13 protein-coding genes are annotated in these 13,205 nt (G+C 66.3%); 3 read left to right on the top strand and 10 right to left on the bottom strand.

What is annotated here, in order from left to right:
* The first annotated feature begins 19 nt into the window (after positions 1-19).
* Complete coding sequence (locus AC1DEL_RS07605) at positions 20-844, top strand: IclR family transcriptional regulator (RefSeq protein WP_441592782.1); 825 nt, start codon at positions 20-22, stop codon at positions 842-844.
* Positions 845-877: 33 nt separating this feature from the next.
* On the opposite strand, the gene AC1DEL_RS07600 is transcribed toward AC1DEL_RS07605, so the two are convergent.
* The 4 genes from AC1DEL_RS07600 to hppD all read right to left on the bottom strand — a co-directional run bounded on the left by AC1DEL_RS07600 (position 878) and on the right by hppD (position 5,620).
* Positions 878-1,591: a glutathione S-transferase N-terminal domain-containing protein gene (locus tag AC1DEL_RS07600; RefSeq protein WP_477125672.1), complete on the bottom strand. Its 714-nt coding sequence runs from the start codon at positions 1,589-1,591 to the stop codon at positions 878-880.
* 150 nt (positions 1,592-1,741) lie between these two features.
* A complete protein-coding gene (locus AC1DEL_RS07595) occupies positions 1,742-2,938 on the bottom strand; it encodes an amino acid aminotransferase (protein ID WP_477125671.1) in 1,197 nt (398 codons plus the stop codon).
* Between the two features lie 35 nt (positions 2,939-2,973).
* The gene (locus AC1DEL_RS07590) at positions 2,974-4,362 is read right to left on the bottom strand and encodes an amino acid permease (RefSeq protein WP_454757951.1); all 1,389 of its coding nucleotides are present in this window, start codon (positions 4,360-4,362) and stop codon (positions 2,974-2,976) included.
* Between the two features lie 184 nt (positions 4,363-4,546).
* Positions 4,547-5,620, bottom strand: coding sequence for a 4-hydroxyphenylpyruvate dioxygenase (hppD, locus tag AC1DEL_RS07585; protein WP_092294752.1), 1,074 nt, complete (start codon positions 5,618-5,620; stop codon positions 4,547-4,549).
* Positions 5,621-5,814: 194 nt separating this feature from the next.
* Between hppD and AC1DEL_RS07580 the strand changes: the two genes are divergently transcribed.
* Positions 5,815-6,288 carry an Lrp/AsnC family transcriptional regulator gene (locus AC1DEL_RS07580; protein WP_092294753.1) on the top strand — a complete coding sequence of 158 codons (474 nt, stop codon included), beginning with the start codon at positions 5,815-5,817 and terminating at the stop codon, positions 6,286-6,288.
* A gap of 9 nt (positions 6,289-6,297) precedes the next feature.
* Here the strand turns inward: AC1DEL_RS07580 and AC1DEL_RS07575 are convergent, their stop codons facing one another.
* Both AC1DEL_RS07575 and AC1DEL_RS07570 read right to left on the bottom strand, forming a co-directional pair.
* On the bottom strand, positions 6,298-6,639 hold the full coding sequence (locus AC1DEL_RS07575; protein WP_477105265.1) for a thioredoxin family protein: 342 nt from the start codon (positions 6,637-6,639) through the stop codon (positions 6,298-6,300).
* Positions 6,640-6,714: 75 nt separating this feature from the next.
* On the bottom strand, positions 6,715-9,120 hold the full coding sequence (locus tag AC1DEL_RS07570) for an ATP-dependent DNA helicase (RefSeq protein ID WP_477125670.1): 2,406 nt from the start codon (positions 9,118-9,120) through the stop codon (positions 6,715-6,717).
* Between the two features lie 129 nt (positions 9,121-9,249).
* Between AC1DEL_RS07570 and xth the strand changes: the two genes are divergently transcribed.
* On the top strand, positions 9,250-10,182 hold the full coding sequence (gene xth, locus AC1DEL_RS07565; RefSeq protein WP_477125669.1) for an exodeoxyribonuclease III: 933 nt from the start codon (positions 9,250-9,252) through the stop codon (positions 10,180-10,182).
* A 16-nt stretch (positions 10,183-10,198) separates the two neighbouring features.
* Here the strand turns inward: xth and AC1DEL_RS07560 are convergent, their stop codons facing one another.
* The 4 genes from AC1DEL_RS07560 to AC1DEL_RS07545 all read right to left on the bottom strand — a co-directional run bounded on the left by AC1DEL_RS07560 (position 10,199) and on the right by AC1DEL_RS07545 (position 13,104).
* Positions 10,199-10,807, bottom strand: a complete 609-nt coding sequence (locus AC1DEL_RS07560) for a TetR/AcrR family transcriptional regulator (protein WP_092294759.1) — start codon at positions 10,805-10,807, stop codon at positions 10,199-10,201.
* A gap of 241 nt (positions 10,808-11,048) precedes the next feature.
* Entirely contained in the window at positions 11,049-11,522 is a 474-nt protein-coding gene (locus AC1DEL_RS07555; protein ID WP_441643713.1) for a copper resistance protein CopQ, read from the bottom strand.
* Between the two features lie 414 nt (positions 11,523-11,936).
* Positions 11,937-12,632 (bottom strand): fumarylacetoacetate hydrolase family protein, encoded by a 696-nt coding sequence (locus AC1DEL_RS07550; protein WP_477113053.1) that lies wholly within the window; start codon positions 12,630-12,632, stop codon positions 11,937-11,939.
* Between the two features lie 49 nt (positions 12,633-12,681).
* Positions 12,682-13,104, bottom strand: a complete 423-nt coding sequence (locus AC1DEL_RS07545; RefSeq protein WP_092294765.1) for a VOC family protein — start codon at positions 13,102-13,104, stop codon at positions 12,682-12,684.
* Positions 13,105-13,205 lie beyond the last annotated feature (101 nt).

The following is a 13,205-nucleotide window of genomic DNA, read 5'->3' as shown; positions in this document are numbered from 1 at the left end:
TGGGGGTTAACCCAACGCCATGCCAGCCATACCCGACATTCCCGGCAGTCCTGAGCCCGAAGCCCGCCCCCGCGAACGCCGCCAGCGCGTGCAGGCCGCCGAGACCGGCATGGCCGTGCTCAAGGGGCTGGCGCGCCTGGGCGGCCGTGCCAGCCTGACGGCCATCGCGGCCCATATCGACGAAAGTCCGGCCAAGGTGCATCGCTACCTGGCGAGCCTGATCGAGGAAGGGCTGGTGGCGCAGGAGAGCGGCACGCAGCAGTACCACCTGGGGCTGGAGGCGCTCCAGATCGGGCTGGCCGCGATGCGGCAGTCCGACCCAATTCGGCTGGCCGAGGCGTCGCTGATCCGGCTGCGCGAGCGGCTGGAGATCACCTGTTTCATCTCGGTGATGGGCAACAAGGGGCCGACCATCGTCCGGTTCGAGGAACCGGCTCTGCCGGTGACCGTGAACGTGCGGGTGGGATCGGTGATGCCGCTGCTGTGGTCGGCCACGGGCCGCGTGTTCCTGGGTTTGCTCGACGACCAGCGCGTGCAGGCGCTGGCGGAGGCGGAACTGCAGGCGGCCACGCCGGAGCAGCGCGCGCTGCTTGACGCCCAGGACCCGCTCGGCCCGCTACGCGCGGCGGTGCGCGCCGATGGCTGCGCGGCCGTGCGCGATACCAATCTGAAGGGGATCAGCGCCGTGGCGGCGCCGGTGCGGGACTACACGGGGCGGGTGTGCGCGGTGCTGACCGCGCTGGGTGCCACGGGCGGCTTCGACCCATCGATCGACGGGCCGACCGGCCGCGCGGTGCGCGAGGAAGCGGCGGCGGTGAGCACCTTGCTGGGCTTCGCCGCCTGATTCCTGCCTGATTCCTGCGCCCGGGAAAGGGTCTTACTCGGGACGCTTGGGGATGTTCACCGCGCGCTGCACGGCGGGGCGGGCCAGGAAGGCGTCCAGCACACGGCGCACTTCGGTGAAGTCGTCGAATCCGACGAGGCTGCCGGCCTCGTAGAAACCGACCAGATTGCGCACCCACGGGAAGGTGGTCATGTCGGCAATCGTGTAGTCATCGCCCATGATCCACTGCCGGCCCTTGAGCCGCTCGTTGAGCACGCCCAGCAGCCGGCGCGACTCCGCGACGTAGCGGTCACGCGGCCGCTTGTCCTCGTAGTCCTTGCCGGCGAACTTGTGGAAGAAGCCGATCTGGCCAAACATCGGCCCGATGCCGCCCATCTGGAACATCACCCACTGAATCGTCTCGTAGCGGACCGCCGGGTCCGTGGACATGAACCTGCCGGTCTTCTCGGCCAGGTAGATCAGGATCGCCCCCGACTCGAACAGCGCCAGCGGCTTGCCGCCCGGCCCATTCGGGTCGAGGATCGCCGGGATCTTGTTGTTCGGGTTCAGCGACAGGAACTCGGGCGTGGTCTGGTCATCCTTGTCGAAACGCACCAGATGCGGCTCGTAGGGCAGGCCCAGCTCCTCCAGCATCAGCGAAACCTTGATGCCGTTGGGGGTGTTCAGCGAATACAACTGCAGGCGCTCGGGATGCTGCGCCGGCCACTTGCGGGTGATCGGGAAGGCGGACAAATCTGCTGCGGCCATGCACGGGCTCCTGTCGGAATCTTGGGAAGATCCGCGATGGTAAACCGGATGGCGGAATGCTGCCGGGGCGAATCCAGCGCACTCTAGAAAACAAAACAGGCCGCAAGAGCGGCCCGATCTGTTTCGCATGCTGCACAAGCGGAAAGGCTTTCACCCCTTCAACACGTCCCCGATCGCACTCGCCACCACCCCCACATTGCGCTCGTTCAGCCCCGCCACGCACATGCGGCCGGAACGGAGGATGTACACGCCGTGCTCGGCCTTCAGGCGTTCGACCTGATCGGCGGAGAGGCCGGTGTAGGTGAACATGCCGCGCTGGGTGATGTAGCGGGAGAGGGCCTCGCCGCTGACGTGGTCGCGCAGTTTGTCGTGGATGGCCTGGCGCATGTGGGCGATGCGCTCGCACATGGCGGCCAGTTCCTGCTCCCAGCTGGCGCGCAGGGCGGGCGTGGTCAGGACGCGGGCGACGACGCGGGCGCCGTGGGTGGGCGGGTTGCTGTAGTTGGCGCGCACGGCGCCGGTCAGCTGGCCCAGCACGCGGCTGGCTTCGTCGGCGCTCTGGCAGATCACGCTCAGGCCGCCGCAACGCTCGCCGTACAGCGAGAAGTTCTTCGAGAACGAGTTGGCCACCAGCGCCGGCACGTTCTGGCGGGCCAGTTCGCGCACGGCGAAGGCGTCGTCGTCGAGCCCCGCGCCAAAGCCCTGGTAGGCCATGTCCACGAAGGGCAGCAGCTTGCGCGCCTTGAGCACCGCGATGACCTGGCGCCACTGGTCCTGGTTCAGGTCCACGCCGGTCGGGTTGTGGCAGCAGGCGTGCAGCAGCACGATGCCACCTTGCGGAATGGCTTCGATGGCCGCGAGCATGGCGTCGAACTGCAGGCCGCCCGTGGCGGGGTCGTAGTACGGGTACGCATTGACCTGGAAGCCGGCGCGCTCGAAGACCACGCGGTGGTTCTCCCAGCTCGGGTCGCTGATCCACATCTGCGCGGTGGGGAAGTAGCGCTTCAGGAAGTCGGCACCCACGCGCAGCGCGCCGGAGCCGCCCAGCGTCTGCAGCGTGGCGATGCGGCCTTCGGCGCGGGCCGCGCAGTCTTCGCCAAACACCAGCGCCTGCACGGCCTGGCGGTAGCCGGGAATGCCGGCCATCGGCAGGTAGGGGCGCGGGCCCATGTCCGCGAGCAGCGCGGCTTCGGCTTCGGCCACGGCCTGCATCACCGGCAGACGGCCTTCGCCGTCGAAATAGATGCCGATGCTCAGGTTGACCTTGTTGGTACGCGGGTCCTGCTGGAAGTCCTCGTTGAGCGAGAGGATCGGATCGCCCGGAAAGGCTTCGATGTGTTCGAACATGGGAAAGCTCTGGCTGTGTTTCAGGGGGCGGAGACTCATTGCGCCTGCACGCTCGGGGCGCGCAGCGCGGCGGCGGCGTTCTTTTGCCGGAGGCGATAGCTTACGCCAAGTACGCCAAGCCATACCGGAATCAGGTAGACCGAGATCCGCAGGCCGGGTGTCAGATACATCACATAAAGGATGCCGGCGAGGAAGGCGAGGGTCAGGTAGTTGGTTAGCGGATAGCCCAGGCTCTGGAAGCGCGTGGTCTGGCCGGCCAGGCGCTTGTCGCGGCGGAACTTCAGGTGAATCAGGCTGATCATGGCCCAGTTGATGATCAGGGCCGATACCACCAGGCCCATCAGCAGTTCGAAGGCTTCGCCCGGCATGAAGTAGTTGATCAGCACGCAGGCGCCGGTGGCCAGCGCGGACACGCCCAGCGCGGCCAGCGGAATGCCGCGGCGGTTCACCTTCATCAGCGCCTTGGGTGCGTTGCCCTGCTGCGCCAGGCCCAGCAGCATGCGGCTGTTGCAGTAGACGCCGCTGTTATAGACCGACAGCGCCGCCGTCAGCACCACCAGGTTCAGCACATGGGCCACCGCCGCGCTATCCAGCGCATGGAAGATCAGCACGAACGGGCTGCCGCCAGTGACCACCTTCTCCCACGGGTACAGCGACAGCAGCACCGCCAGGGCGCCCACGTAGAAGATCAGGATGCGGTAGATCACCTGATTGGTGGCCTTGGGGATGCTCTTCTCGGGGTTGTCCGCCTCGGCGGCGGTAATGCCCACCAGTTCCAGGCCGCCGAACGAGAACATGATCACGGCCATCGCCATCACCAGGCCGCCCAGCCCGTTCGGGAAGAAGCCGCCGTGCTGCCACAGGTTGGCCACGGAGGCCTCCGGGCCCGCGCCGCCGGACATCAGCAGATAGCCGCCAAAGCCGATCATGCCGACGATGGCCGTCACCTTGATGATCGAGAACCAGAATTCCATCTCGCCGAACGACTTCACGCTCGACAGGTTGATTACGTTGATCAGCACGAAGAACGCCAGCGCGGAGATCCACGTGGGCAGCTCCGGCCACCAGTACTGCACGTAGATGCCCACGGCCGACAGCTCGGCCATGCTCACCAGGATGTAGAGCACCCAGTAATTCCAGCCGGACATGAACCCGGCGAAGTGGCCGCAGTATTTATTGGCGAAGTAGCTGAAGGAGCCGGCGACGGGCTCGTCCACCACCATCTCGCCAAGCTGGCGCATGATGAAAAACGCGACGATGCCGGCCAGCGCGTAGCCGAGCAGCACGGCCGGGCCGGCCATCTTGATGGTCTGGGCGATGCCCAGGAACAGCCCGGTGCCGATGGCGCCACCAAGGGCAATCAGCTGGATGTGACGATTCTTCAGGCCACGCTGAAGCGTGCCGTCCTGTTGGGGGGCGTGCATGGGTTTGTGTCCTCTACCTATCTGGCCACTCTGGTGGAATGGCGATCACGTCTCTTTTGACCCGGGAGGTCGGACGCTATGAAAAGGCCGCCGGCGCGGGTAGCTCCGGCGGCGGGGAGGGGTCAGGCGTCCCGGGAGGACGCCGGACCAGGTGAAACAGGTGAAACGGGAAACGGAGGGAGGGTCAGACCTTGAGCGTGCCGCGCTCGATCTGGTCGCGCTCGAGCGATTCGAAGAGCGCCTTGAAGTTGCCTTCGCCGAAGCCTTCGTCGCCGGCACGCTGGATGTATTCGAAGAACACCGGGCCCAGCGCGGCCTTCGAGAAGATCTGGAGCAGCAGGCGGGGCTTGCCGCCCTCGGTGGTGCCGTCCAGCAGGATGCCGCGCGCCTTGAGCTGGTCCACCGGCTGGCCGTGGTCCGGCAGGCGGTTGGCCAGCGCGTCGTAGTAATAGTCGTTCGGCGCCGTCATCAGCTCCACGCCGGCCAGTTGCAGGTTGTCGATGACCTCGATCAGGTTGTCCGTCAGGAAGGCGATGTGCTGGATGCCCTCGCCATTGAACGCCATCAGGAATTCCTCGATCTGGCCGCTGCCCTTGGACGACTCCTCGTTCAGCGGAATGCGGATCTTGCCGTCCGGCGCCGTCATCGCCTTCGAGGTCAGGCCGGTGTACTCGCCCTGGATGTCGAAGTAGCGGATTTCGCGGAAGTTGAACAGGCGTTCGTAGAAGTTCGCCCAGTAAGCCATGCGGCCACGGTAGACGTTGTGCGTCAGGTGATCGATCAGGCGCAAGCCATGGCCCACCGGGCGGCGGTCCACACCGTCCAGGAATTCGAAGTCGATGTCATAGATCGACTTGCCGTCCTCGAAGCGGTCGATCAGGTACAGCGGTGCGCCGCCGATGCCCTTGATCGCGGGCAGGCGCAGCTCCATCGGGCCCGTGGCGATCTCGATCGGCTGGGCGCCCAGCATCAGCGCGCGGTTGTACGCCTTGTGGGAGTCCTTCACGCGGAAGGCCATGCCGCAGGCGCTCGGGCCGTGCTCGGCGGCGAAATAGGCGGCCTCGCTGTGTGGCTCGTTGTTGATGACGAAATTGATGTCGCCCTGGCGGTACAGCAGCACATCCTTGGAGCGGTGGCGGGCCACCAGCGAGAAGCCCATCTTTTCGAACAGGGGCTCCAGAACGTTCGGCGTCGGCGAAGCGAATTCGACGAACTCGAAGCCCATCAGCTGCATCGGGTTTTCAAAGAGATCGGCCATGGTGTGCTCTACAAGGAAGTGGGGGCAAGGGAGTCCAGCACGGGGCTGGCAATCGTATTTCAGCGACTTTCAAAGCCGTCCGAACTGGAATCGAGTGTATAACCCGCGCCAGTAAATAGGATTTCGTTCGGGACGCAGGGAAACCCTGAAATATGAGATAAGATTTCGCGAAATCGCGTTCTGAGGAAACGGAAATGCAGAATACCGAGCTAGACCGCACGGATCGCCGCTTGCTGGGGGTGCTGCAGGAGAACGGACGGGCCAGCAATCTGGAGCTGGCGGAGGCGATCAGCCTGTCTCCGGCGCAGACGCTGCGGCGTCACCGGCGCCTGGAGGAGAACGGCATCATCAAGCGCTACGAGGCGCGGCTGGACAGCACCGCGCTCGGCTTTGGCGTCACCGCGTTCATCCATGTGACGATGGAGCGCGGTCATATCCGCGACCTGTCGAAGTTCAAGGGGCTGGTGGCGGAACTCGCCCAGATCCAGGAGTGCTTCTCCGTCACCGGCGATATCGACTACGTGCTGAAGGTGGTGGCCAAGGACCTGAAGTCGCTGTCCGACTTCCTGCTGGACACGCTGATGCGCATTCCCGGCGTGAGCGGGGTCAAGTCCAGCGTCTGCCTGGACGAGATCAAATGCACCAGCGCGATGCCGCTGGAGGCTTGATCGGTGTGATCAGTGCGTCACTGACGCGCCGTCGATCTGCGCCATCGCCTCGGCAATCGCCTGCGCGTCGGCAGGGCGCACCAGCCGGGCCACTTCCTGGCCATCGCGCAGGAACACCAGCGTCGGCCACAGCTTCACGCGGAACGCGCGGCCGAGCGGGCGCCCGCTGCCGTCTTCGACCTTGATGTGCCGGATGGCCGGATGCTTGCCGAACGCGGTCTCGATCAGCGGCTGGGCGCGCATGCAGAAGCCGCACCACGGCGCGCCGAACTCCAGCAGCGTGGCACCCGGCAGCGCGTCGATCTCCGCGCGGGTGGGCTCGGTGGCGGCAAAGGCCTTGGTCATGCTCATTCTTGGGTCTCCGTCGAGGCTTACCCCCTTTGGGGCAAGTAAGGGCAAGCGAGAACCGCGCCAGAGGCGCTGCCGTCATTCTGCCAGTGGCAGCGCCGGCGCGTGCGGCGTGCCGATGCCGGTTTTTGCCATCGGCGCGACAGATTTACGTGCCGGGGTGTCGATTTCCCACCACGCCGGCAGCAACGCCTGCACTTCCGGCCGGCCGAAGCGGTCGTCGATCAGCCACACCACGCCCCGATCCTCACGCGTGCGGATGACCCGCCCGGCGGCCTGCACCACCTTGCGCAGCCCCGGATACAGGTAGGCATAGGCGTAGCCGTCGCCAAACGCGGCTGCCATGCGCTCGCGCAACTGCTCGTTCACATCATTGACCTGCGGCAACCCCAGTGTGGCCACGAAGGCGCCGATCAGACGGTCGCCGGGCAGGTCCACGCCTTCCGAGAACACCCCGCCCAGCACCGCGAAGCCGATGCCGCGCCCGCCCGGCGCGAACTGGCCGAGGAACGCGGCCTGCCCCGCCTCGTCCATGCCGCGCGCCTGGGCCCAGATCGGAATCTCCGGATGCTGCGCGGCCAGCAGATCGGCAGCCTGACGCAGGTAGTCGTGGCTGCTGAAGAAGGCGAGGTAGTTACCGGGCCGCCGCGCGTACTGGTCGGCCATCAACTGCACGATGGCCGGCAGCGAGCGCTGGCGCTGGGTATAGCGCGTGGAGATGTGGCGGGCGATGTGCACGTCGAGCTGGTCCGCGTGGAAGGGCGAGGGCACCTCCACCCAGACCGCGCTGGCGGGCAGGCCGAGCATGTCGGTGTAGTAGTCCGCCGGCTGGAGCGTGGCCGAGAACAGCGTGGTGGCATGCGCGCCGGCAAAGCGCGGACGCAGGAACGGCGCGGGCAGCAGGTTGCGCACGCAGAGCTGGGCCTGCACGCCGCCGCGCGGGCCGGGCGTGCGCGTGATCTCGAACAGCGAGTGCTGGCCCCCGTGGTCGGGTAGCTGTTCGGTCAGGCGCAGGAAGTGCAGGGCGTCGAAGTAGAAGCGCTCCAGCGTGGCGTCGTGCTGGCCGGGATGGGCGCTCAGATGTTCGAGGATCGCGCCGCATAGCTGGGCCAGCGCCTCCACCAGCGCGGTGGGGGCAGTCGAGTGGGTTTCGAAGTTCGCGCGGGTTGACGATTCGGCCCGCGCCAGCGCCTGCCATGCCCGATGGACGCAGTTCACCGGCCGCGACAGCGCCTTGGGCGCAGCCAGCCGCGCGCCCCGGAAGGCCGCGGGGTCGAGCGTGGCCGTGTACATGGCGCGACCGCGCTCCACCAGATTGTGGGCCTCGTCCACCAGCACGCTGGCGCGCCAGCCGTTCAGCACGGTCAGCGCGTACAGCATGGCGCTGCGGTCGAAGTAGTAGTTGTAGTCCGCCACGACCAGATCGCTCCAGCGGATCATCTCCTGGGCGAGGTAGTAGGGGCAGACGCTGTGCTGGCGGGCGATCCCGCGCACGGCGTCCCGGTCCAGCAGCGGCACGGCGGCGGCGGCTTCGCGGGCGGCGGGCAGGCGGTCGTAGAAGCCCTGCGCGAGCGGGCAGGATTCGCCGTGGCAGGCCAGATCGGGGTGTTCGCACGCCTTGTCGCGGGCGGTCAGCTCCAGCACGCGCAGGGGCAATGGGTCGCAACCCCGGTCGCCCTCGCCCCGAAGTTGTGCGGCGGCCTGCAATGCCACCGCGCGGCCCGTGGTGCGGGCGGAGAGGAAGAACAGCTTGTCGAGGCGCTGCCCTGGCATCGACTTCAGCGCCGGAAACACCGTGCCGATCGACTTGCCGATGCCCGTGGGCGCCTGCGCCAGCAGCGTGCGCGCCGCCACATTGGCCTTGTAGACCGACTCCGCCAGCACGCGCTGGCCGGGCCGGAAATCGCCATGCGGGAAGGTCAGCGCCACCAGCCCGGCATCGCGTGCCTGACGGTGGGCGATCTCGCGCTCGGCCCATTGCAGGAAGCGTCGGCAACTGGCCTCGAAGAAGGCACGCAGCGTGGCGGCGTCGTGGCGCTCCTGCTCCACGCGTTCGCGCTGGCTCAGGATGTCGAAATAGACCACGGCGATGTCGATCTGGGCCAGCCCACGCGTCTGGCATAGCAGCCAGCCGTAGACCTTGGCCTGCGCCCAGTGCAGTGCCCGGTGGTTGGCGGGCACCTCGACGCCTTCGCCGCGCACCGTCTTGATTTCCTCGAGGCGATTGGCGGTGGGGTCGTAGCCATCGGCGCGGCCCCGCACGTGCAGCCCTTCGAACGTGCCGGAGAGGGACACCTCGGCCTCATAGCCCGCGCCGCGCCGGCCCGTGACCACGCCGTGGCCGGCCACGCCTTCCTGCGCGGTGGGCGAAGGCGTGAAGCGCAGGTCGAGGTCACCCGCCTTGGCTGTGAACTCGCACAGCGCCCGCACGGCAACCGTGTAGCGGGGCAGAGCACGCGATTCTGGGGTGGATGTGGCGGACAAGGCGCAGCAGGCAAGGGCAACGAAAGAACTGTATAAATATACAGTCTTTGCGCCGGAAGGAAAGCACGCGACGCTATCGAAACCTGCTGAAACTTGCCGATGGCGTTGCCACTTCGCACAGGAGAGCCGATGTCCCGCTTCAAGATCGCCACCTTCAATATCAACGGCATTCGCACCCGCCTGCCGGCGCTGCTGGACTGGCTGGCGCGCGAGGCGCCCGACGTGGCCTGTCTCCAGGAACTGAAGACCATCGACACGGCGTTTCCGATCGACGAGATCCGCGCCGCCGGCTACGGCGCCATCTGGCACGGGCAGAAGTCGTGGAACGGCGTGGCCATCCTCGCCCGTGGCACGGACCCGATCGAGGCGCGCCGCGGCCTGCCCGGCGACGAGGCCGACACCCACAGCCGCTACCTGGAAGCCGCCATCAACGGCGTGCTGGTGGCCTGCCTCTACCTGCCGAACGGCAACCCGCAGCCGGGACCGAAGTTCGACTACAAGCTGGCGTGGTTCGAGCGCCTGATCCGTCACGCACAGGGTTTGTATGACAGCGGCCACCCGGTGGTGCTGGCCGGCGACTTCAACGTGGTGCCGACCGACGAAGACATCTACAACCCGCGCTCGTGGCTCAAGGACGCGCTGCTGCAGCCTGAGAGCCGGGAGTGCTACCGCCGCCTGTTGGCGCAAGGCTGGACGGACGCCCTGCGCACGCGCTACCCGGACGAGCGCATCTACACCTTCTGGGATTACTTCCGCCAGCACTGGCAGACCAACTCGGGGCTGCGCATCGACCATCTGTTGCTGAATGCCGAACTGGCGCCGCGCATGGTCGATGCCGGTGTGGACAAATGGGTGCGGGGCGAAGCGCGCGCGAGCGATCATGCGCCGACATGGATCGAACTGGATCTGGGGGAGGTGCCGGCGAAGAAGGTGCCGGCAAAGAAGGTCGCGGCAAAGAAGGTGGCAGCGAAAAAAGCGCCAGCCAAGAAAGTCGCGGCCAAGGAAGCCCCCGCCAAAACGACAAAGGCGCCCGCCGCAAAGCGACGGGCGCCACGCGCCTGATTCCGGAGGTTGGACCTTACACCGCCACGGCCTCTTCGGCCTTTGCCGATACCGGCACGGGGTGCGCCACGGCGCCAAGCAGCATATCCGCCGCCGCGTCCAGGCGGTCACTCGACCCCGACATCCGCGCCGTGATCATCCCGTTCTGGATCGCGCCATACAACACCTTGGCGAAGGCCGACGGCGGCAGCGGGTAGGGCTGGCCACGCTCGGCTTCGGCACGGCGCAGCAGCTCGGCAATCCACGCCTCGTGCATGCGGAAGTGATCCTGCAGCAGCGCGCCGATGGCCGGCGGCAGCATCATCACCTCGGCGGACAGCATGCCGACCAGACAGACCTGCCCGTTGTCCGAGCCGCCACGCAGCGGCTCGATATAGCGCTGGGCCTGCTCGGCCAGCGGCAGCGTGGTGTCGATGGCCCCGATCCGCGCCGTGGCGGTCTCGCGGTAGCACCGCACCACCTCCAGTACCAGGTCGTCCTTCGACGGAAAGTAGTAATGGATGCTAGACGTCTTGACGCCAACCAGCTCCGCCAGATCGCGGTAGCTAAAACCGTTGTAGCCCCGGCGCCGAATCAGCACTGACGCGTGTTCCAGCAATTGCTCGCGTACGGGTTGCGTTTTCATGGCGACTGTCTCCCTTATGGGAGACCCTCCGGTTCATGCCGCCGCCGATCAGATCGGATCAGACCGACAGCGACTGCGCGACGAGAGAAAGCAGTGATCCGCTGGCAATGCAGAGCACTACCCATCCGCCCAGGATCAGGGCGCTGTCACGCAAACTCATGATGAAACTCCTTGTTCGATCTAGGCCGTGCGCCCGGTTTCGCTACCAGGCGATTACCGGGCGCGCGGCGCTGCACTAGGCTCAGGCCAGCGCGCCGTCGGTGTACACGTCGAAGGTGCGCGACGGTTCGCTCGACACACCGGTGCGGTCCAGGCCAGCCACGATGCGGGCGCCGTCCGTGTACGGGTCGAACTTGCCGGCACGGGCGCCGTCGGTGAAGGCATCCACCGTGCGGGCCGGGCTGGCCGAGACGCCCTGGGTGTCCAGGCCGGCAACGGTGCGGGCACCATCGGTGTACGGGTCGGTCTTGCCGACGCGGGCGCCGTCGCTGAACGGGCTGCGTTGGTCATTCACGCGGGCACCGTCGACAAACGGGTTGCGGGGTTCGTTCACGCCGCTGGCACGGGCGCCATCGGTGAAGGGGCTGCGCTGGTCGTTGACGCGATAGCTGTAACCGTAGACTTCGCCGGTGCTGTTACCGGGAGCGGCTTGGGCGGCGCCCGTCACGAAAGCGGCGGCGAGGGCGGCGGCGGAGAGGATGGTCTTGGCGTTCATGGTGTTGCTCCTTGTCTTTGGTTTGACCGGGCGATCTCGGTTAGAGGTGGATCGCGGGGCCGATGTCTTGCTGCGTTGTAACGGTCCTTGCTGCTGCTATCTACTGGTAGGTAGAGGGTCAGGGCTAAAAAAAAGACCGTCTTCCGGTACCAACCAACTACATGTACTGCGTGGACTTGGACTGCATCGCGGGGCTTGTTTCTGTTTGCCGGGTGGTGCAGCGCCGTCCATGAGCCAAATATTATCTACTACTAGATAGATAGGCAAGGACTTTTTAAAGAAATTTCGATTGTGGGGCAGAGGGGTGTCTGGTGTGCCGCGCGTGTCTACATCGTAAATCGATGATTGATAAAGAAAAACGGCGCCGATCCCCGTGTGGATCGGCGCCGTCTGGCGACCTTGCGAACCCTCGGATCAGCGCTTGCCGATCGTGAAAGCGATCTCGCCGAGGCCGTCTACGCCACCCGTGACCACGTCGCCCGGGTTCAGCGCGCCCACGCCGGCGGGCGTGCCGGTGAAGATCACGTCACCCGGGGCCAGCGTCATGCTCTCCGAGATATAGGCGATAACATCGGCCACGGGCCAGATCAGTTCGTCGAGGTCGCCCTGCTGGCGGGCCTCGCCGTTGACCTTGAGCCAGATCGCGCCCTTGGCCGGATGGCCGACCTTCGACACCGGATGCAGCGGGCCGCAGGGGCCGGAAGCGTCGAACGCCTTCGACCAGTCCCAGGGGCGGCTCATCTTCTTGGCCACGTCCTGCAGGTCGCGGCGCGTAAGGTCGACGCCGACCGCATAGCCCCACACCAGATCCAGCGCCTGCGCCGGGGTGACGTTGGCGCCACCCTTGCCGATGGCCACCACGAGTTCGATCTCATGGTGCAGATTCTCCGTCAGCGGCGGATAGGCCACGGTGCCTCCGGCCGCCACCACGGCATCAGCCGGCTTGGTGAAGAAGAACGGCGGTTCGCGGTCCGGATCCTTGCCCATCTCGCGGGCGTGCGCGGCGTAGTTGCGGCCGACGCAGAACACGCGACGGATCGGGAAGCGGGCCTGGCTGCCGGCCACGGCCACGCTGGCCTGCGGGGCCGGCTGGATAACGAATTCGGTCATGTCTCGCTCTTCTCTTGTGGGTCTGGGTTTGATGGGGACGACTTGGCGATTACTTGGCGAACACCTGGCTCAGGTCGCCGAATGCCTTGAACTCGAGCGCGTTGCCCGACGGGTCCAGGAAGAACATGGTGGCCTGCTCGCCCACCTGGCCCTTGAAGCGCACATGCGGCTCGATCACGAACTTGGTGTTGGCGGCGCGCAGCTTGTCGGCCAGCGCTTCCCACGTCTCCATCGGCAGGATGGCGCCGAAATGGCGTACCGGCACATCGTCGCCATCGACCGCACTGGTGCCGCGATGGCCGCATTCGTCCGGCGAGAGATGCGCCACCACTTGATGGCCGTAGAAGTCGAAATCGACCCAGGCGTCGGAGCTGCGGCCTTCCGGGCAGCCCAGCAGGTCGCCGTAGAACTGGCGCGCGGCGGCAAGGTCGTGCACGGGGAAGGCAAGGTGGAACAGGGGCATCGTGCTCATGGCAATCCTTTCGTGGGCAGGGATGTTTTGATCTGTCGTTGATTGTAATCAGCAGAACTCGTAATATGAAACGAATGATTTCTGGTCTGAGTATCAGAAAT

It is taken from the genome of Cupriavidus sp. 10L43_2 (assembly GCF_056395265.1).
This window is presented reverse-complemented; position numbering and strand designations above follow the sequence as displayed.

Bases quoted from the DNA above. Each gene is read 5' to 3' on its own strand.
- AC1DEL_RS07605 (WP_441592782.1), top strand. From the start codon at position 20: ATGCCAGCCATACCCGACATTCCCGGCAGTCCTGAGCCCGAAGCCCGC.
- AC1DEL_RS07600 (WP_477125672.1), bottom strand. From the start codon at position 1,591: ATGGCCGCAGCAGATTTGTCCGCCTTCCCGATCACCCGCAAGTGGCCG.
- AC1DEL_RS07595 (WP_477125671.1), bottom strand. From the start codon at position 2,938: ATGTTCGAACACATCGAAGCCTTTCCGGGCGATCCGATCCTCTCGCTC.
- AC1DEL_RS07590 (WP_454757951.1), bottom strand. From the start codon at position 4,362: ATGCACGCCCCCCAACAGGACGGCACGCTTCAGCGTGGCCTGAAGAAT.
- hppD (WP_092294752.1), bottom strand. From the start codon at position 5,620: ATGGCCGATCTCTTTGAAAACCCGATGCAGCTGATGGGCTTCGAGTTC.
- AC1DEL_RS07580 (WP_092294753.1), top strand. From the start codon at position 5,815: ATGCAGAATACCGAGCTAGACCGCACGGATCGCCGCTTGCTGGGGGTG.
- AC1DEL_RS07575 (WP_477105265.1), bottom strand. From the start codon at position 6,639: ATGAGCATGACCAAGGCCTTTGCCGCCACCGAGCCCACCCGCGCGGAG.
- xth (WP_477125669.1), top strand. From the start codon at position 9,250: ATGTCCCGCTTCAAGATCGCCACCTTCAATATCAACGGCATTCGCACC.
- AC1DEL_RS07560 (WP_092294759.1), bottom strand. From the start codon at position 10,807: ATGAAAACGCAACCCGTACGCGAGCAATTGCTGGAACACGCGTCAGTG.
- AC1DEL_RS07555 (WP_441643713.1), bottom strand. From the start codon at position 11,522: ATGAACGCCAAGACCATCCTCTCCGCCGCCGCCCTCGCCGCCGCTTTC.
- AC1DEL_RS07550 (WP_477113053.1), bottom strand. From the start codon at position 12,632: ATGACCGAATTCGTTATCCAGCCGGCCCCGCAGGCCAGCGTGGCCGTG.
- AC1DEL_RS07545 (WP_092294765.1), bottom strand. From the start codon at position 13,104: ATGAGCACGATGCCCCTGTTCCACCTTGCCTTCCCCGTGCACGACCTT.